At 74.4% G+C, this 18,348-nt stretch carries 17 protein-coding genes; 12 read left to right on the top strand and 5 right to left on the bottom strand.

All coding sequences use genetic code 11. The features are described 5' to 3' along the window. Positions 1-81 precede the first annotated feature (81 nt). The 3 genes from ACQPXG_RS11120 to ACQPXG_RS11130 are packed head-to-tail and all read left to right on the top strand — an operon-like array spanning position 82 to position 2,715. Positions 82-966, top strand: a complete 885-nt coding sequence (locus ACQPXG_RS11120; RefSeq protein WP_433467564.1) for a hypothetical protein — start codon at positions 82-84, stop codon at positions 964-966. Next, complete coding sequence (locus ACQPXG_RS11125) at positions 960-2,393, top strand: S8 family serine peptidase (protein WP_433467565.1); 1,434 nt, start codon at positions 960-962, stop codon at positions 2,391-2,393. Before ACQPXG_RS11120 ends, ACQPXG_RS11125 begins: the two co-directional genes overlap by 7 nt. A 4-nt stretch (positions 2,394-2,397) precedes the next feature. Next, the gene (locus tag ACQPXG_RS11130; protein WP_433467566.1) at positions 2,398-2,715 is read left to right on the top strand and encodes an MGMT family protein; all 318 of its coding nucleotides are present in this window, start codon (positions 2,398-2,400) and stop codon (positions 2,713-2,715) included. On the opposite strand, the gene ACQPXG_RS11135 is transcribed toward ACQPXG_RS11130, so the two are convergent. Then, positions 2,703-3,431 carry a YoaK family protein gene (locus ACQPXG_RS11135; RefSeq protein WP_433467567.1) on the bottom strand — a complete coding sequence of 243 codons (729 nt, stop codon included), beginning with the start codon at positions 3,429-3,431 and terminating at the stop codon, positions 2,703-2,705. The genes ACQPXG_RS11130 and ACQPXG_RS11135 overlap by 13 nt on opposite strands. 8 nt (positions 3,432-3,439) lie before the next feature. Beyond that, complete coding sequence (locus ACQPXG_RS11140; protein WP_433467568.1) at positions 3,440-5,029, bottom strand: hypothetical protein; 1,590 nt, start codon at positions 5,027-5,029, stop codon at positions 3,440-3,442. 255 nt (positions 5,030-5,284) lie between these two features. Between ACQPXG_RS11140 and ACQPXG_RS11145 the strand changes: the two genes are divergently transcribed. The 8 genes from ACQPXG_RS11145 (at position 5,285) to ACQPXG_RS11180 (ending at position 13,023) form a co-directional block, all read left to right on the top strand. Next, positions 5,285-6,901 (top strand): gamma-glutamyltransferase, encoded by a 1,617-nt coding sequence (locus ACQPXG_RS11145; protein WP_433467569.1) that lies wholly within the window; start codon positions 5,285-5,287, stop codon positions 6,899-6,901. Then, entirely contained in the window at positions 6,894-7,400 is a 507-nt protein-coding gene (locus ACQPXG_RS11150) for a RidA family protein (RefSeq protein WP_433467570.1), read from the top strand. Before ACQPXG_RS11145 ends, ACQPXG_RS11150 begins: the two co-directional genes overlap by 8 nt. A gap of 2 nt (positions 7,401-7,402) precedes the next feature. After that, entirely contained in the window at positions 7,403-8,839 is a 1,437-nt protein-coding gene (locus ACQPXG_RS11155; RefSeq protein ID WP_433467571.1) for an aldehyde dehydrogenase family protein, read from the top strand. Between the two features lie 23 nt (positions 8,840-8,862). Further along, the gene (locus ACQPXG_RS11160) at positions 8,863-9,576 is read left to right on the top strand and encodes a TenA family transcriptional regulator (protein ID WP_433467572.1); all 714 of its coding nucleotides are present in this window, start codon (positions 8,863-8,865) and stop codon (positions 9,574-9,576) included. A gap of 68 nt (positions 9,577-9,644) precedes the next feature. After that, positions 9,645-9,986 (top strand): Rieske (2Fe-2S) protein, encoded by a 342-nt coding sequence (locus ACQPXG_RS11165; protein WP_433467573.1) that lies wholly within the window; start codon positions 9,645-9,647, stop codon positions 9,984-9,986. Positions 9,987-10,054: 68 nt separating this feature from the next. Then, complete coding sequence (locus ACQPXG_RS11170; RefSeq protein WP_433467574.1) at positions 10,055-11,257, top strand: NAD(P)/FAD-dependent oxidoreductase; 1,203 nt, start codon at positions 10,055-10,057, stop codon at positions 11,255-11,257. Positions 11,258-11,333: 76 nt separating this feature from the next. Beyond that, complete coding sequence (locus ACQPXG_RS11175) at positions 11,334-11,696, top strand: Rieske (2Fe-2S) protein (protein WP_433467575.1); 363 nt, start codon at positions 11,334-11,336, stop codon at positions 11,694-11,696. Continuing rightward, on the top strand, positions 11,683-13,023 hold the full coding sequence (locus tag ACQPXG_RS11180; protein WP_433467576.1) for an MFS transporter: 1,341 nt from the start codon (positions 11,683-11,685) through the stop codon (positions 13,021-13,023). Before ACQPXG_RS11175 ends, ACQPXG_RS11180 begins: the two co-directional genes overlap by 14 nt. A 6-nt stretch (positions 13,024-13,029) precedes the next feature. On the opposite strand, the gene ACQPXG_RS11185 is transcribed toward ACQPXG_RS11180, so the two are convergent. Further along, positions 13,030-14,760, bottom strand: coding sequence for a PucR family transcriptional regulator (locus ACQPXG_RS11185; protein WP_433467577.1), 1,731 nt, complete (start codon positions 14,758-14,760; stop codon positions 13,030-13,032). Positions 14,761-14,980: 220 nt separating this feature from the next. Between ACQPXG_RS11185 and ACQPXG_RS11190 the strand changes: the two genes are divergently transcribed. Continuing rightward, a complete protein-coding gene (locus ACQPXG_RS11190; RefSeq protein WP_433467578.1) occupies positions 14,981-15,433 on the top strand; it encodes a GlcG/HbpS family heme-binding protein in 453 nt (150 codons plus the stop codon). A gap of 29 nt (positions 15,434-15,462) precedes the next feature. Here the strand turns inward: ACQPXG_RS11190 and ACQPXG_RS11195 are convergent, their stop codons facing one another. Next, positions 15,463-16,836 carry an amidase gene (locus ACQPXG_RS11195; protein WP_433467579.1) on the bottom strand — a complete coding sequence of 458 codons (1,374 nt, stop codon included), beginning with the start codon at positions 16,834-16,836 and terminating at the stop codon, positions 15,463-15,465. Continuing rightward, complete coding sequence (locus ACQPXG_RS11200) at positions 16,833-18,338, bottom strand: hypothetical protein (protein WP_433467580.1); 1,506 nt, start codon at positions 18,336-18,338, stop codon at positions 16,833-16,835. Before ACQPXG_RS11200 ends, ACQPXG_RS11195 begins: the two co-directional genes overlap by 4 nt. Positions 18,339-18,348 lie beyond the last annotated feature (10 nt).

Genomic DNA, 18,348 nt, shown 5'->3' on the forward strand with positions numbered 1-18,348 from the left:
GCGCCGTTAATCTTGACTGTTGTGGCATTCCTGCCCCCCTCTCAGCAGCCGCCCCCGCCGCGGCCCCCGCACCACCCCGGCATGCCCGGTCCTCCCGGTATGCCCGGTGCCGCCCGTCCGCCCGGCATGCCCGGCGGCCCGCACGCGGGGCCTCCCCGTCCGATGGGCGCGCCGCCGCCCCGTCCGATGGGCGCGGGGCCGGCGGGCCCGTACGGGCGGCCGAGGGTGCTCGGGCTGACCGGCCGCCAGTGGATGATCGTGGCGCTGGTCGTCGGGTGCTGCTACCTGGTCTCCACCGGAGTGTCCGTCGCCGGTGCCTGGACCACCCTCAGACGCGAGCCCACGAACGCGGAGCTGCAGATCGCCGCCAACAAGGAGGTCGCCCGCCGCTGGCAGGCGTGGCCCGCGCGGCGCATCTTCCCTGAGAAGATCAGCTACCGGCCCACGGGCGACCACACCGAGTACGCCTCCAGGACGGGAATCGTCCCCGACACGAGCTGCGCCCAGGGCGTCGACGAGGAGATCGCGACGACGATCGGCAAGCACGGCTGCCGCGCCGTCCTGCGCGCCACCTACGTCGACCAGCTGCAGGGCGTCGTCGTCACCGTCGGCGTGGTGGCGTTCCCCGACCCCTGGAAGGCGGACCGGGCGTTCAAGGAGCTGCCCGGCGCGCAGGGCCCGGACGGGACGGGTTCGGTGCGTCCCGCGCTGCACGCCGCCGCGTTCCCGGGGACGGCGTCCGCCCGCTTCACCGACACGGCCAGGCAGGACCGGACGATCGACCGCGGCGGCCCGTACGTGGTGCTGACGACATCGGGCCAGGCGGACGGCCGTCCCGCGTCCGCGATCAAGAAGGCGCGGCCGGGCGAGCCGTTCGCGGTGGCCCCGCAGGTCGGCCACGCGATCGCGCGGACGCTGTCGGCCAAGGCGCTGCCGGACTGCGACCGGCCCGAGTGGCGGTGCTGACCGCAGTGGCGGTGCTGACCCGAGCGACGTTGTTGACCGCAGTGGCGATGCTGACCGGAGTGGCGATGCTGACCCGAGCGGCGGTGCTGACCCGAGTGGGGATGCTGACCCGAGTGGGGATGCTGACCGGAGTGGCGGTGCTGACCGGAGTGGCGGTGCTGACCCGAGTGGGGATGCTGACCCGAGTGGGGATGCTGACGGGAGCGCGGATGAGACGGCGTGGCGTTGCGGCCGTGGGCGTGGCGGCGCTGGCCGGCGCCTGGCTGATGCCCGTCCAGGCGCGGGCGGACGAGGTCCGGGACCGGCAGCAGCCGATCCTGAACCTCCTCGGCATGGACGCCGCCTGGAAGATCACCAAGGGTGCGGGCGTGACCGTCGCGGTCGTCGACTCGGGCGTCGACCCGCAGCAGCCGGACCTGCGCGGCAAGGTCACCACCGGCCCAAACATGCTCGCCGAGATCGACGCCGGGACGCAGCCCAAGCGGCTGCACGGCACCGGCATGGCGTCGCTGATCGCCGGGCGCGGCCACGGCGCGGGCGGCGGATCCGGGGTCATCGGGATGGCCCCCGAGGCGGGCATCCTCGCGATCCGGTCGATCGGCGAGAAGGAGGACGCGAGCTTCGTCCGCTACCGCACGTCCGAGAAGGCGGACACGGCGGTGGCGCGCGGCATCCGCTACGCCGCCGACCACGGCGCGGACGTCATCAACCTCTCCCTGGGCAAGAACGAGGAGGTGCCGGAGGAGCGCGAGGCCATCGGCTACGCCATCGGCAAGGGCGTCGTGGTGGTGTCGGCGGTCGGCAACGACGGCGAGGACCCGGGCGCCCTGGACGGGGACGGGTTCGCGCCCTACTCCTACCCGGCCTCCTACCCGGGCGTCATCGCGGTCGCGGCGACGGAGCCGGGGCACGCCCGCGCGCCGTTCTCCAACCGCAACTACTCGGTGCTGCTGTCCGCGCCGGGCGCGGGCCTGCCCGTCGCCGGGCCCGGTGGGCAGTATTTCGTCAGCGACGGCACCAGCGACTCCAGCGCGGTCGTCTCCGGGATCGCCGCGCTGGTCCGGGCCAAGCACCCGAAGATGGCGCCCGCGCTGGTCGCGCAGGCGCTGATCCAGAGCACCCGGCACGGCCCCTCTGGCGGCTACGACCCGGAGGTCGGGTTCGGCGAGGTGCACGCCGCCCGCGCCCTGTCGGCGGCGGACTCGCTGGCCTCGGCGCAGCCGGGCCCGGCCAAGGCCAAGCCCGCCGGGCAGCGGTTCGGCGAGGAGGACCCCGGGCCGGTGGAGGTCATCGAGAATCCTGCCTGGGTCCGCCCGCTGATCATGGTGGTCCTGCTGCTCGGCCTCGGCGGGACGGCCGGGGCGGGCGCGATCGCCGTCGCCTTCCGCCGGCGCCACCCGCGTCCGGCGGGGCGTTCGGGGGAATGAGCGGATGTGGTCCGAACCTGACGAGTACGCCGAGGCGGTGCTGGACGCGGTGGAGCGGATCCCGCCGGGCCGCGTCCTGTCCTATGGGGACATCGCCGAGCTGATCGGAGCGGGCGGGCCCCGGCAGGTCGGACGCGTGATGTCGCTGTACGGGGGCGCCGTCCCGTGGTGGCGGGTGATCCGCGCGAACGGCCATCCGCCGAGCGGCCTGGAGGTCGAGGCCCACGAGAACTACCGCGCCGAGGGCACTCCGCTCAGCACGGACGGGCGCCGCGTCGACATGGCACGAGCGCGCTGGACGGGCCCGGATCAGCGCGGGTGAAGGCGGAACGCCCCGGCGATGACGGCGGCCAGCACGAGCGGGCTGAGGGCCGCGGCCAGGATGGGCGCATGCGTCATCAGCGCGCCCGCGACCGCCGCGCCGGCCCCGAGGGCGAGGATCACGGCGGTGCGGAGCCCGGCCGCCGTGCCCTGCCCGGCCGCGAACCCGCCCATCATCGACGTCAGCGTCCCGGTGACGAACGTGGTGGTGATCCCGTCGGCGGCCATGCTGCGGGCGGCCGCCGTCTGCGCGCCCATCGCGACGGACGACAGGGCGATGAGGGCGAGCAGCCCGCCGCCGCGCGGCTCGGCGTCCGCCATGGCCCAGCCCGCGAGGAAGACGGTCTGCAGCGCCAGGACGAACCCGAGCACGGCGGTGACGCGGGGCGGCCAGACGCGGCCGTGGCCGGAGCGTCCGGCGATGCCGAAACCGGCGAGCAGGCCGAGCGCGAACGCGAGCGTCGCGACGCCGCAGCGGGCCAGGTCTGCGCCGTTCCCCTCGCCGGCGGCGAGCCCGAACAGCACGATGTTGCCGGTCATGTTGGCGGTGAACACCTTCTCCATGCCGAGGAACCCGACGACATCGGTCGTCCCGGCGCCGAACGTGAGCAGCACCAGCAGGACGGCGCGGAGCCGGAGCGGGGAGCGGGAGGGGTCCCCCGCCGCCGCGGGCGCGGCGGCGGGGGACGGATCGGAGAGGTCGGACGACGCGGTCACCGTGCTCCCTAGTAGATGATCAGCCCGGCGACCGTGGCCACCACCAGGCCGGCGAGCACGGGCAGGAACGAGCGGCGGACGAGTTCGAGCACCGGCACGCGGGCGAACCCCGCCACGGCGATCAGCGAGGACCAGGCGACCAGCACGCCGCCGCCCGCCCAGACGCAGCCCATCTGCCCGATCGCGGCGAGCAGCGCCGGGTCCACCCCGGACGCCGGCCCGAGCGTGCCGGCCAGCGACCCGGTGAGCGGCAGGCCGGAGAACCCGGAGCCGTCCAGCCCGGTGATCATGCCGATGATCAGCACGCCGAAGCCGACCACGTACTGGCTGTCGGGGATGGCGTCCTGCATCCGGACGACGACGTCGAACAGGAAGCCGGGCGCCTTCGCCCCCTCCTCCATGCCCATGATCTTTCCGGCGAAGTCGGCGTTGCCGATGAAGAAGAACCCGGCGATGGGGATCACGACGCCCATCGCCTTCATGGCGAAGACCAGGCCGTCCACGATGTGGTCGGCGCACCGCTCCAGGCTGTGGCGGCCGTCCCGCGCGATCGCGGCGGACAGCAGCAGCACCGTGGCGACGCCGCCGACGAGCGCGGCCGCGTCCCCGCCCACGACCTCGGGGACGAGGCCGGTGAACTTGCCGACCAGCATGTAGCCGACCAGCCCGACGAGGGCCAGCGGGACGATGGCGGCGAACGCCTTCGACCGCTTCGGGCAGTCCGCGCCCGGCCGCTCGTCCTCGTTCAGCGACGACAGGGCCCGCTGCGCCATCGCGTCGGACGAGCCGCCGTCCCCGCCGTCCCCGCCGGGACCGTGGTCGAGGACGGCCACTCCGCCGTCCCCGCCACCGGTCGCGACGGTCTCCGGCCGCAGGACGCGCCGCGGTAGGACCCGGATGAGCGAGCGCCGCGGCGCCGCGGCCTCCGACTCGCCGGCCTCCCAGCGTTCGAGGAGCGCCGGGTCCGGCTTGCGGAACTCGCCGCGGGTCATCAGGTAGCCGAGGCCGAGGGCGACCAGGCCCGTGATCAGGGACAGCACCATGGCGCGGTCGGCGACCGCGCCGGTCGGCACCCCGGCCGCCTTGGCGGACAGGCCGGGCGCGACCTGGATGACGTAGTCGCTGGACAGCGCCATGCCCTGCCCGGCGATCGCGATCGCGACCCCCGAGCTGATCGGCGGCAGTCCCGCGGCGATCGCGGCGGGCAGCAGGATGGCGCCCATCAGCGGCACCGCCGGCGTCGGCCAGAAGAACAGGCTGATCACGTAGGTGACGGCGGCGAGCACCCAGAAGGCCGAGTGGCCGGACCGCATGACGACGCGGAACGGCTCCACCATCCGGCGGTCGGCGCCGAGCGCGCGCAGCGCCCCGAGCAGCGCGGTGACCAGCGCGATGATCAGGAAGATGCTGAACAGCTCGGACGCCGCGGTGAGGCTGGCGTTGAAGATCGACTCCAGTCCCGTGACGAAGCTGCCGGTGAACACCCAGGCGGTGAGGAACGTCGCCGCGATCGCGGGGATGACGACGTTCTTGCGGGCGATCATGACGGCGATGATGACGATGATTCCGGACAGATAGATCCAGTGAGCGGCTCCCAAGGGACGCTCCCTCCCTGTACGCGCCTTCCGCGAGGTCGTCGGGCGCAACGGTTGCAGAGAATCTGCTCGATCGGTCCGAGGTGAACAATGAGGAACGTGCACACTACGCGCCTGGTCATTTTGTGCACCATGTCGGGCGTCCCGCGAGCGAAGCGGCGGGGCACCGCGTCCCTGTGCACGCTGCCCAAGGAATGTGCCGGATCTTCGGCGATCGGCCCGTATCGGCGCTGATCGGGGGCCGCCGAGACTGGCGGCATGTCAGCGGAGAACGCATTCGGCCGCCCAGGCCGCGGGCCCACGGTCGCGTCGGGCGGCATGGTGGCCGCGAGCCATCCGGCGGTGAGCCTGCTCGGTGCCCGGGTCCTGGCCGGCGGCGGGAACGCCGTGGACGCCGCCCTGGCCATGGCCGCCCTGTCATGGCTGGCGCTGCCCGGCCAGTGCGGCGTGGGCGGTGACGCGTTCGTGCTGCTGCGCCGCCCGGACGGCTCCGTCGCAGCGTTCGGCGGCAGCGGCTTCGGCCCGGACGGCGGCGAGCCCGCCTTCTACCGCGACCGCGGGCTGGCCGCCGTCCCGCTGGAGGGCGCCCTCGCCGTCGCCGCCCCGGGCGCGGTGGCGGCCCTGGCCGCGCTGCACGCCGACTCCGCGTCCCGGAGCCTGCCCGAACTGTGGGCGCCCGCGATCGCCGCCGCCGAGGACGGCCTGCCCTGCACCGTCAAGACCCGCGCGGACATCGTCGAGCGCCGCGACGCGCTCGCCCGCGACCCGGGCACGGCCGAGGTGTTCCTGCCCGGTGGCCGCGTCCCCCGCGTAGGTGAGCCGATCTTCCAGCGCGCCCTGGGCGCCGCACTCCGCCGCCTTGCCACCGACCCGGCCGACCTCTACTCGGGTGACCTCGCGGAACGTTCCGTCGACGCCCTCGTGGACGCCGGGGCGCCGTTCTCCGGCTACGAGTGGATCGCGAGCGGCGACTCCTCCGCCGAGCCGGCGCTGACCTGCGCCTACCGGGGGGCGACCGTCCACCTGACCCCGCCCCCCACGCCCGGCTGGATGGTCGCGCAGCAGGCCGGCCTCTGCGACGGCGTCCTCGACGGCCTTCCGTGGCTGTCGGCGGAGGCCGTCCACCGGATGGCGTCCGCCGCCCGGACGGCCTTCGCCGACCGGTTCGCCGGATGCGGCGCCGACAGCGGCCACTGGCGTTCGCTGCTCGTGCCGTCCGCGCTGGCGGCCGCCCGCGCCCGCCTCGACGCCGGCGACCTCCCCGTCCCCGCCCCGCCGCCCGTCCCCTCCGGCGGCGACACCACCTCCATGGTGGCCGTGGACGCGGAGGGACGCGCGGTCAGCCTCATCCACTCGCTCGCCTTCACCTTCGGCGCCCGGATGACCGTCCCCGGCACGGGCATCGTCCTCAACAACCGGCTCGGCCGCGGCGCCTACCTGATCGACGGGCACCCCAACGAGGTCCGGCCGCGCCGCCGCCCGCTGCACACCCTGAACGCCTGGCTAGTCACCGGCATTGCCGGCCGCCTCCTGCACGTCGGCAACACCCCCGGCGGGGACGGCCAGGTCCAGTGGAACACCCAGCTCGTCTCGCACCTCCTCGACCACGGTCACGACCCGGCGACGGCCGTCGCCGCGCCGCGCTTCACCGTGCACCCGGGCAGCGACGCCGACGTGCTCGGCCGCCCGCCCGAACTCCGCGTCGAGTCGCGTCTCGGCGCCGCCCGCATCGACGCGCTCCGCTCGTCCGGCCACGACGTCACCGTGCAGGACGCGTGGGACGCCGGCGGCAGCGCGCAGATCATCTCCGTCGCGGACGGCGCCCTCCTCGGCGCCTCCGACCCGCGCCAGGACGGGGTGGCCCTCGGTGTCTGAACTCCCCGCCACGCCCCGCCCCCAGGGCGCCTACGTCCCCGCCGTGGCCGAGCCGCTCCGCGCCGGCGACGTGCTCGTCACGAGCGCGGGCATGACCCCGCGCCAGGACGGCCGCCTGACCGTCACGGGCCTCGTCGGACGCGACCTGACCCTGGCCGGTGCCCGCGAGGCCGCCGCCCTGGCGGCCCGCAACGCCGCGGCCGCCGTCGCGGACGGAGATCTCGGCCGGGTCCGGCGCTGGATGCGGATGACCGTGTACATCGCCTGCGCGGACGGGTTCACCGACCTCTCCGCCGTGGCGGACGGCGCGTCGGCCGTCCTGGACGAGCTGACGCCGGGACTCGCCCGCCCGGCACGCGGCGCCATCGGCGTCCGCGCCCTGCCCGGCGGCGCCCCGGTCGAGGTCGAACTGACCGCGGTCGCACGAGCGGTCCCCGCGCCCACGACGGCCGCGGGGCGCGGATCACCGGCGGCCCATCCGAGTGCGGAGGACGAGTGAGCATGCATGAGGGACTGAACTTCGTCGGTGGCGAATGGCGCCCGGCGGCGGACGGCGTGACGTTCCGGCGGCACAACCCGGCCTGGCCGGACGACATCGTGGGGGAGTTCCCCGAGTCGTCGGCCGCCGATGTGGACGCGGCCGTGGCGGGGGCCGTCGAAGGGGCCGCGGAATGGGCGGCCACGTCAGCCGAGAAACGCGCCGACGTCCTTGAGGCGGCGGCCCGGTGGCTGGAGGAGCGCGCGGACGAACTCGTCGTCGAGCTGGTGCGGGAAGAGGGGAAGACCCGCGCCGAGGCGGCGATGGAAGTCTCCCGCACGCCGCGGAACCTGCGGTTCTACGCGGGCGAGGCCCATCGCGTCACCGGGCAGAGCCATCCGGCGGACGACGGCGGGATCGTCTACACGCGGCGGCAGCCCGTCGGGGTCGTCGGGGCCGTCACACCCTGGAACTTTCCGCTGAACATCCCGTCCCGGAAGATCGGGCCGGCGTTGGCGGCCGGGAACGCGGTGGTGTTCAAGCCGAGCCCGGTGACCCCGCTGCTCGCGCAGCGGCTCGTGGAGGCGCTGCTGGCGGGCGGGCTGCCGGCGCGGGTCGTCGCGCTCGTGCACGGCGGCGCCGAGGCCGGGGCCGCGCTGGCGGCCGACGGGCGGGTCGGCGCCGTGACGTTCACCGGATCCACCCGGGCGGGACGGGCCGTCCACGCGGCGGTCGGCCCGTCGCGGCGCGCCCAGCTGGAGATGGGCGGCAAGAACCCCGTCGTGGTCCTGGACGACGCCGATCTGGACCGCGCCACGCAGATCATCGTCAAGGGCGCGTTCGGGCTGTCCGGCCAGGCGTGCACGGGGACGAGCCGGGTGATCGCGCACGAGGCCGTCCACGACGAGCTGCTCGAACGGGTGGCCCGAGCCGCCGAGGCGCGGGTCGTCGGGGACGGCCTGCGCGACGGCGTGGACATGGGGCCGCTCGCCGCGGACTTCCAGCTGGAGAAGGTCCTCGACTATGTGCGGATCGGCGAGGAGGAGGGCGCCGAGCTGGTCACCGGCGGGCGCCGGGCGGCCGGCGACGGGTACTTCGTCCGGCCGGCGGTCTTCGGCGGGGTGACGCCGGACATGCGGATCGCGCGGGAGGAGATCTTCGGGCCGGTGCTCGCGTTCCTGCGGGCGTCCGGCCCGGACGAGGCCGTCGAGCTGGCCAACGGCACCGGCTACGGGCTGTCCGCCGGGATCGTCACCCGGGACCTCGACCGGGCACTGGAATTCGCGCGGCGGTCCGAGAGCGGGCTCGTGAAGGTGAACCAGCCGACCTCCGGAATGGCGATGACCGTTCCTTTCGGTGGGCTCAAGGAGTCCAGCACGCAGACCTTCAAGGAGCAGGCCGGACCTTCGATGATGCTCTTTTACACGCAAGAGAAAAGCGTTTACATGTCACCCCGGTAAGGATCTCAGAAGGGAGCAAGGAAATGGCAGAGCCGCTGTCCAAGGACGCGTTCCGCGCCGAGCTGCAGAACGCGATCAAGGGCCGCGAGGCCAAGAACGCCTCGTTCAGCAAGGCGTGGGCCGACGGCGAGCTGAAGCGGGAGCATTTCGCCCGCTGGGCGGAGAACCACTACCACTACGTGGGGCCGTTCGCCGACTACCTCGCCTACGTCTACGCCAACACGCCCGACGAGTTCACCGGCGCCAAGGACTTCACCCTCCAGAACATGTACGAGGAGGAGCTGGCCGACATCCGGCACACCGACCTGCTCATCCGGTTCGCCGAGGCGTGCGGCACCACCCGGGAGCGCGTCGAGGACCCGTCCAACATGAACGCCATCACCCGCGGCCTCCAGGCGTGGTGCTACGCGGTCGCGATGCGCGAGCACTTCGTGGTCGCCACCGCCGCCCTCGTGGTCGGGCTGGAGTCGCAGGTCCCGAGCATCTACAAGAAGCAGATCGTGCCGCTGCGCGAGGTGTACGGGTTCACCGAGGACGAGATCGAGTTCTTCGACCTGCACATCACCTCCGACGTGGTGCACGGGGAGCGCGGTTACCAGATCGTCCTCGACCACGCCGACACGCCGGAGCTGCAGGAGCGCTGCCTGCGGCTGTGCCGGTGGGGCGCGGAGATGCGGTTCTCGTACACGCAGGGCCTCTACGACACCTACGTGAAGCCCGACCTCGTCGGCGCCTGATCCGAATCCGACCAGGCGGCGGGGCGGGCCCCGTCCCGCCGCCGGCCCCCTACGCAGGGAGTACGACCGTGGACCAGCAGACGGGCGAGTGGGTGCGGGCCGCCACGCTCGCGGAGGTGCGCAGGCGCAGGCGCCTCGCCGTCACCGTCGAGGGACGGCGGATAGCGCTCTTCCTGGTCGGCGACGACGTCTACGCGCTGGACGACGTGTGCGTCCACAAGCAGCGGTCGCTGTCCAGGGGCGTCGTCCTGAACGGGCGGGTGATCTGCCCCGGGCACCAGTGGGTGTTCGACCCGGCCACCGGCGAGGCGGAGGACCAGGACGAATGCCAGCCGACGCACGCCGTGCGCGTGGACGGCGACGTCGTCTACGTCGACCCGCGGCCCCGAGTCCTGATGGAGGAGCAATGATGAGCGGTAGCGAACCGGGGGGTGTGGGGGGTCGCCCCCCACAAGGAGCGCAGATCGAGTCCGTTGTGGTGGCCGGGGCGGGGCAGACCGCCGCCGTCGCCGCCCGCACGTTGCGCCGCCGCGGCTTCGACGGCCGCGTCACGCTCGTCGGCGCCGAGCACGACGCCCCCTACCAGCGCCCGCCGCTGTCGAAGGAGTACCTGGCGGGGGAGCAGGACCGCGACGAGCTGTGCCTGCTCACGCCGGAGTGGTGCGAGGCCAACGACGTGGAGCTGCGGCTCGGTGTCGCGGCCGCCGCGATCCGTCCCGCCGAGCGGTCCCTGGAGCTGGCGGACGGGACGCGCCTGCGCGGCGACGCCGTGCTCATCGCGACCGGTGGACGCCCCCGCCGGCTGCCCGGCGTCGAGGGCGACCGCGTCCGCCACCTGCGGACCGTCGCCGACGCCGACCGGCTCCGCGCCGAGCTGCGGCCGGGTGCGCGGGTCGTGGTGATCGGCGCCGGGTTCATCGGCTGCGAGGTCGCCTCCACCGCCCTCGACCGCGGCGCCCATGTCACGATCGTGGAGCAGGCCGGCCGCCCGCTCGGGCACGTCCTCGGCGACCTGATGGGCGACGTGATGGCGGCGCTGCTCCGCACGAACGGCGTCGACCTGCGCACCGGAGAGAAGGTCGAGCGGTACGAGGAGACGGCGTCCGGCGCCGTCGTCACCACCAGCGGCGGGACGTCCCTGGAGGCGGACGTTGTGGTGGTCGGGGCCGGAATGGTGCCGAACGTCGAGCCCGTCACCGGCGCCGGGATCGAGACGGCGGGCGGCATCCCCGTCGACGCGTACTGCCGGACGGGCGTCGACGGCGTCTACGCGGCAGGCGACGTCGCCTGCCAGTGGCGGCCGAGCCTGGGCCGCCATGTCCGCGCCGAGCATTTCGACAACGCCAACTCGCAGGGCATGGCGGCGGCCAAGAACATCCTCGGCGGGAAGGCGGCGCACGACGGGCCGCCGTGGTTCTGGTCCGACCAGTTCGGTCACGGCCTCCAGCACGCGGGCCACGCCGACGGCACGGACCGGCTCGTCGTCCGGGGCCGGGTGGAGGACTTCGACTTCATCGCGTTCTACCTGGCCGGAGGCGTGCTGCGGGCCGCGTTCACCGTCGACCGGGGCGGCGACCTCGCGATCGCCCGGCAGCTGATCGCCTGCGACGCCGTCCTGGATCCCGACGCCCTGCGCGACGAGGACGCCGATCTGGCCGACCTGTTCGACACGCTCGGCTGACCCAGACCGATCGATCCCGCCGACCTGACCGACCGTTCGGCGCACGGAGCCGACATCCGACATCGTGGAGCTACCGATGGAATACCAGCACGTGGCCCGTTCCGGGCAGGTGCCCGAGGGCGTCGTCCGCCGATTCTTCGTGGGCGAGGCGGAGGTCGCCGTCGCCCGCTGGGACGGCGAGGTGCACGCCATGTCGAACTACTGCACCCACCTGGACTGCCTGCTGTCGTCCGGCCGGGTGACCGAGGACGGGCTGCTGTGCTCCTGCCATGGCAGCGTGTTCGACTTCGCGTCCGGCGAGCCGATCACACCGCCGGCCACCAAGCCGATCAAGGTGTATCCGGTGAAGGAGGAGGACGGGCGGATCCTCGTGCACGTCCCCCCGGAGGACGCCGCGAACGGCGGTCCCCGACGGCGGCGGCCCGTTGGCCGAGCCTGACCCGGGGCGCGGATCGTGGGCGGCGCTCGTGCCGCTGCTGCTCGGCACGTTCACCGGGACCGTCGCCAACACGATCGTCAACGTCCCGCTGACCCTGATCCTGCGCGACCTGGGCGCGTCGATCTCGTCCGGAACCCTGGTCGTCATCGGGTTTACGCTGCCGTTCGCGGTGCTGCTGCCGGTGTCGGGGTGGCTCGGCGACCGGTGCGGCGCGCGGCGGGTGTTCGTCGCCGCGATGCTGGTCCTGGGGCTCGCCTCGGCGGGTGCCGGGCTCGCCGGCGACCTCGCTGTGCTCGTCGCCCTGCGCGCGGTTCAGGGCGTCGCGACGGCGGCGATGCTGCCCGCCGTCATGGCGCTGATCGCCTCGCGGTTCGGCGGCGCGCGGCGCGGCCGGGCGCTCGGGCTGTGGGCGGCGGCGAACGGCGTCGGGCAGGCCGCCGGGCCGACGCTCGGCGGCGGCCTCGCCACCTGGTTCGGCTGGCACGCGGTGTTCTGGCCGGTCGTGCCGCTGTGCCTCGCCGCCGCCGCGCTGGCCGTCCGGCTCGTCCCGGCCGGGCGACCGCGGCGCGTGCCGCTGGACTGGCGCGGCGCGGCCCTGCTGACGCTCGCCGCCGGGCTCGGTCTCGGCGCGACCTCCGCCGCCGCGACCCTGGGCGCCGCCTCGCCGTTCGTCTGGAGCGGCGCACTCGCCGGTGTGCTCGCCGCCGCGGCCTACGTCGCGTCCTCGCGCGGACGCCCGGACGCGTTCCTCCCGCCGCGCCTGCTGCTTGAGGCCCGCTACCTGCGCTCGTGCCTCAGCGTCCTGGCGCAGATGTTCTGCCTGGGCGCGACACTCCTGGCGGTCCCGGTCTATCTGACCACGCAGCGGCACACCGGCACCCTGTACGCGGGGGCGGTCCTGCTGAGCCTGCCCGTCGCCATGTCGCTGCTGGGGCCGGTCACGGGCGTCCTGATGGAGCGACTGTCGCCGCGTGCCGTGCTGCGCGGCGGTCTCGTCGTCCTCATCGCCGGGCAGGTGCTGGTCGCCGCCGTCCTCGCCGTGTCCGGGACGGTCCCGTGGCTGCTCGCCGCCCTCGCCCTGACCGGCGCGGGGGTCGCGTTCGTCCAGACGCCCGCCGCGACCGGCGCCACCCGCTCGGGCGCGGGACGCCGCGGCGCCGGCCTCGGCCTGTTCAACCTGCTGCGCTTCGGCGGGTCCGCCCTCGGCGCCGCCTGGGTCGGCGCCGTCCTCGACCAGGGCCCCGCCTTCGGGCTGATGTTCGCCGTCTGCGCCGCGACCGCCGCGCTGGGGCTCCTGGCGTCCTTCGCCGGCCCCGATCCCGTGTAGCGCGCCTCAGCGCGGGGCGGCGGCGGGCGGGGCCACCTCCTCGTCGAGGGTGCCGGTGACCGTCGTCAGGGTGTCGATGTGGTGCGCGAGCCAGAACGTGAACTGGGCGTCGGCCGAGCGGATGTCCATGCGCAGGGCGCGGGACGCCCGGTCGAGCTTGTAGAGCATCGTGTTGCGGTGCATGCCGAGTTCGCGGGCCGCCGCGTTCAGGTTCCCGGACGTCCTGATGTAGGCGAGCACGATCCGCTCCAGGTCGCCGCCGTTGGCGCGGCGCAGCGGCGTGAGGGTCTCGCGGGCGAACGACTTGGCCTCGGCGTTGCGCGCCACGTCCTTCAGCGCGGCGAAGACCCTCAGGTCGTCGTAGCCGCAGACGGGGTCGGCGGCGGTGTGCCAGGCGAGGCCCATCGTCAGCCGCGCCTCGTGGTAGCCGGCCGCGACCCCGGCGGCGCCCTGCCCCGGACGGCCGTGCGTGACGCGCAGGTCGTCGCTCAGCTGCGGGCGCAGCGCGCGGTGCAGCCGCTCGGCGAACCGGGCGGCGTCCGCCCGCTGCCGGATCGGGTCGTGCTCCGCGCCGACCCGCTGGATCACCACGATCGTCGAGCTGATCGCGGCGGTCAGCGCGCAGCCGCCGGGCTCGAGGTTCTGCGCGGTGCGGGTCGCCGACACCGTCCGGCGCAGGTAGTCGCGGCCGACGGGCAGCAGCGACGCCGCCGCCACCACGTGCACGGCGAAGTGCCCGTCCACGTCGAACCCGTGGTGGCGGGCCCGCGCGCCCAGCTCGTGCGAGTCGGCGAACCTGCCGTGGACGAGCGCCTCCACGAAGTCGCCGCGGGCGCGTTCCTCCGCCGCCCGCACCGACCGCTGCCGCAGCATCTCCGACCCGATCAGCGTCGCGCCGTGCTCGGCGACCACGCGGTGCTGCGCCAGGTCATGCGGGTCCGGCGGGCAGACCGGCTCGACCATCACCATCCGCCCGAACACCTGGCCGCCCACCAGGACGGGCGTCACGAGCGCGTGCACGGGCCGGTCGTCGGGGGCGAGACGCAGCCGCATCTCCGCGGCGTGCGCGTTCGCGTCCGTGAACTCGGGATGGTCGTCGTGGGCGTCCTCGGGGAGGGCCGCGAGGATCGCGTCGGGGTCGGCGGGCTCGGCGCCCGGCGCCTCCTCCCAGGCGAGGCGCTCGCCGTCCGCGTCACAGATGAGGACGCCGCACCGGGACAGCCCGACGACCGCGCGGGCCATGGCGGGCACGCCAGGGCCGCGCGCGAGGACCTCCGCGAGCGTCCGGTGCACCCGCGACCCGTACTCCAGGATGTGCGCGGACTGGGCCAGCGCCTTCTGCCCGATGAGCCGGCTCACGGTCCGGTAGTCGGCCTCCCCGGGCAGGGCGAGCAGCGGGATCCCGGCGGAGTCCGCGGCGCGGGCCGCCGCGTCGAGGTCGGAGTCGGCGCCCGGCGGGGTCCAGGCCAGCAGCGCGGCGGCGTCCCGGCGGGCGAGGTCGGCGACCACGGCGGCCGCGTCGGCCGGCGCGGCCAGCGCGGTCACGGGCAGGTGGACGGCGACCCCGGTCAGGTCGGGTTCGCCGGCGGCCTCGTCGGTGTAGCGGCGGGTCTCCGACAGCGGGAGACACCAGCCGACGCCGCGTTCGAGCCCGGCGCGGCCCGCGCGGAGGGTGCCGCGCAGCAGCGGCTCGGCCAGCAGTGTGCCGACCGGCAGATGCCCGTCGGCGGTCGTCACGGTCGCAGGGTGATGTGCCATGTGCCCACATCCCGTCCGGTTCGTTCGGCAGAGTGTACATAGCCTCGATGCGCGCGGGCCTTCGAGACTGACGGGAGTGGAAGGAGTACGTGGCGGACGGCGCGAGAGGAAGACCGTCCCCCACATCCTGCTTTACCGTTCGAAATCCGGCAATACCCCTTTTCTGTTTTGGGGGGTGGTGCCCGACTGGAGGCCCTCCGTGCACACCGTTCACCGGCTCACCCTGGAAGACGCCCTGATCATGCTCACCGCAGCCGAGGAGGAGGCGCGCCGGATCGGCGTCAAGCAGACGATCTGCATCGCCGACGACGGTGCCCACCCGATCGCGGTGCACCGGATGACGGGCGCCCGCCTCACCGGCGTCGAGATCGCCATCGCCAAGGCCTTCACGGCGGCCGGCCACCAGCGCGACACCCACAAGTTCAACGAGCCCCCGAACGGGCCGGCGCTGCCCGGCAACGAGGCGTTCGGCATCGACCAGATGCATCCGGGCAAGTTCGCGATCTTCGTCGGCGGCTTCCCGATCGTCCACGAGGGCGAGGTCGTCGGCGCCGTCGGCGTCAGCGGCGGCAACGGCGACCAGGACAAGGCCGTGGGCGCCGCCGCCCTCCGCGCCTTCAAGGAGAAAGTGGCTGTGTCGGCCCAGGGGTAGCGACCCCCTGGACCCCCCGAAGGCGCTGGTCAGGTGGGCCAGGGGTGGAGGTGTTCGAAGGCTGCCGCGGCGGCGAGGACGCGGGCGTCCTCGTGGCGGCGGGCGACGATCTGGAGGCCGGTGGGTGCTCCGCCCGCTTGGCCCGCCGGGACGGAGACCGCCGGGTGGCCCGACAGGTTGAACGGGAACGTGACGGCCAGGGCGCCCCAGTGGTCGACGGGGCGGCCCGCGATCTCGGCCGGCATCGGGCCCTCCGCCGGGAAGGCGGGCGCCTGCGTCGCCGGGGTCAGCAGCAGGTCGAAGTGCCCGAAGCCCTCCGCCAGCGTGGCCACCAGCCGGGCGCGGGCCTCGTGCGCGTCGACCAGCGCGTCGGCGTCCAGGGCCCGCGCCGCGTCGCCGTAGCGGCGAACCGTGGGGTGGACGGAGTCCAGGCGGTCCGCTGGAGCGTTCCGGAGCTCGGCGTGGACGTCCGGGACCGAGAGCGTCCGGAACGCGGCCCCGCACGATTCCAGACTCAGATCGGCGGACACCTGGCGCGCCCCGGTGCCGGCGATGAACGCCTTCGCCGCGTCCTCCACAACGGCGGCGACCTCAGGATCGCAGGGCGCGTAGCCGAGGTCGGGCGACCAGGCGACCCGCAGGCCGCGCAGGTCGATCGTGGTCAAGGACCTCTCGAAGGGCTCGGCGGGGGCGGGCAGGGACGCGCGGTCGTACTCGTCCGTCCCGCAGACGCAGTCCAGGAAGCGCGCCGTGTCCCGGACCGTGCGGGTGAGGACGCCGTAGTGGTCGTTCTCGGCCGTGCCACGGTGCCGGGGCCCGCGCGGCACCCGCCCGTACGTGCCCTTGAACCCGACCAGCCCGCAGTAGGAGGCGGGGATGCGCAGCGACCCGGCGCCGTCCGTGCCCGTGCCGAGCGGGACCATCCCGGCCGCGACCGCCGCCGCCGACCCGCCGCTCGACCCGCCGGGCGTCAGCTCCGGCGCGTGCGGGTTGCGGGTCACGCCGTGCAGGACGGACGCGGTGAACGACGCCCGCCCGAACTCCGGCGACGCGGTGAGCCCGACCGGGACCGCGCCGGCCTCCATCGCCCGCGCCACCATCGTGGACGTGTGGTCCGCGACCCGTCCGGCGTGGATGACGCTGCCCATCGCATGCGGCCACCCGGCCACCGCGTGCAGCTCCTTCACCGCGAGCGGCACCCCCGCCAGCGGCCCCGGATCCTCGCCCCGCACCACCATCGCGTCGATCACGCGGGCGCGGGCCAGCGCGCCCTCGGCGTCGACGTGGACGAACGCGCCCAGCCCGCCGTCCAGCCGCGCGATCCGTTCGAGGGCCTCCGTCACCGCCTCGCGGGCGGAGCACCGCCCGGCCCTGACCTGCTCCGCCAGCCGCACCGCGGTCACAGCGCCACCGCCGCGACCGCCGTCGCCACCACCAGGCCCGTCACGACCGGCAGGAACAGGCGCCTTGCCAGGTCGATGACGGAGACTCCGGTGAGTCCCGCCACCACGATCAGCGAGGACCAGATGACGAGCGTCCCGCCGCCGGTCCAGCTCGCGCCGTTCTGCGCGATGGCGGCGAGCGTCGCCGGGTCCGCGCCCGCCGAGTGGCCGAGCTCCCCGGCGAGCGAGCCGGTGAACGGCAGCCCCGGCCAGCCGTTGCCGTCCAGCCCGATCACCATCCCGACCAGCAGCATCGCGAACGCGGCGAACACCGGGACGTGCGGGATGTGCGGCTGGACGTGCGCGATCGCGTCCAGCAGGAACGCCGGACCCGTCGTGCCGTCCGGCAGCCCGAGGATCTCCCCCGAGTAGTCGGACAGCCCGACGTAGACGAACCCGGCGATCGGGATGACGACCCCCATCGTCCGGAACGCGAACGCGATGCCCTCGGTGAAGTGGTCGGCGCAGTCCTGCAGCCAGGTCCGCCGGTTCGCGACGACGCTGATGAGGACGAGCGCCAGCGCGGCCGTCCCGCCGACGAGCGGCGCGCCCGCGCCGTCGTCGATATCGGGGACGAGGGAGGTGAACCGCCCGAGCAGCATCACCACGAGCAGCGCGACGAACACCAGCGGGACCGCGAAGGCGACGAACCGGGCCCGCCCCGAGGGAGTCTCCTCGCCGCCGCCCTGGCCGGTCGCCGTCAGGGTCGCGGTGCCGCCGCCCTTTTCCTCGCCGCCCACCGCCCGGGTGCCGCCGTCCCCGGTCACCGCGTGCGCCGCGCCCTCGCCGATCGCCGCCAGATCGAGGGTGGCGGCCTCCGCCGCCGCGGGGTCGAGCATCTTGCCGCGGACGTCGCGCAGGTAACAGAAGGCCAGCGCGACCACGCCGGCGATCAGCGAGATGATGAGCGCGCGGTCGGCGATCGCTCCGGCGGGAGCCTTCGCGCCCTGCGCGGACAGGCCGGACGCCACGCCCATGACGTAGTCCGAGCTGAGCGCCATGCCCTGCCCGGTGATGGCGATCGCGATGGCGGCGGCCAGCGGCGGCAGCCCCACCCGGACGGCGGCGGGCAGCAGGATCGCCGCGATCAGCGGCAGCACCGGCGTCGGCCAGAACGACATCGACAGCAGGTAGGTGACGACGGCGAGCACCACATAGGCGACGTGCCCGTTGCGGACGAACCGCTGCAGCGGCCGCACCATCATCAGGTCGGAGCCGAGCGTGCGCATCGCGCCGAGCATCGCCGTCACGATCGCGATGATGACGAAGATGGGCAGCAGCTCCTTCGCCGCGGTGATGCCGGCGTTGAACACGGCGCCGAGACCGGTCGTGACGCTGCCGCTGTAGACGAGCGCGGTGACGAACGTCCCGGCGATGGCGAGCCCGACGACGTTCTTCCGCGCGACCACGGTCGCGATGAGGGCGGCGAGGCCGAGGAGATAGATCCAGTGGGCAGGGGACAACGCGTTACCT

Source organism: Spirillospora sp. CA-128828, from assembly GCF_050945415.1.
Classification (GTDB): domain Bacteria; phylum Actinomycetota; class Actinomycetes; order Streptosporangiales; family Streptosporangiaceae; genus Spirillospora.

What these genes read in the sequence shown, in the direction of transcription:
- ACQPXG_RS11120 (WP_433467564.1), top strand. Translation starts at nt 82, where the DNA reads ATGCCCGGTCCTCCCGGTATGCCCGGTGCCGCCCGTCCGCCCGGCATG.
- ACQPXG_RS11145 (WP_433467569.1), top strand. Translation starts at nt 5,285, where the DNA reads ATGTCAGCGGAGAACGCATTCGGCCGCCCAGGCCGCGGGCCCACGGTC.
- ACQPXG_RS11130 (WP_433467566.1), top strand. Translation starts at nt 2,398, where the DNA reads ATGTGGTCCGAACCTGACGAGTACGCCGAGGCGGTGCTGGACGCGGTG.
- ACQPXG_RS11160 (WP_433467572.1), top strand. Translation starts at nt 8,863, where the DNA reads ATGGCAGAGCCGCTGTCCAAGGACGCGTTCCGCGCCGAGCTGCAGAAC.
- ACQPXG_RS11175 (WP_433467575.1), top strand. Translation starts at nt 11,334, where the DNA reads ATGGAATACCAGCACGTGGCCCGTTCCGGGCAGGTGCCCGAGGGCGTC.
- ACQPXG_RS11155 (WP_433467571.1), top strand. Translation starts at nt 7,403, where the DNA reads ATGCATGAGGGACTGAACTTCGTCGGTGGCGAATGGCGCCCGGCGGCG.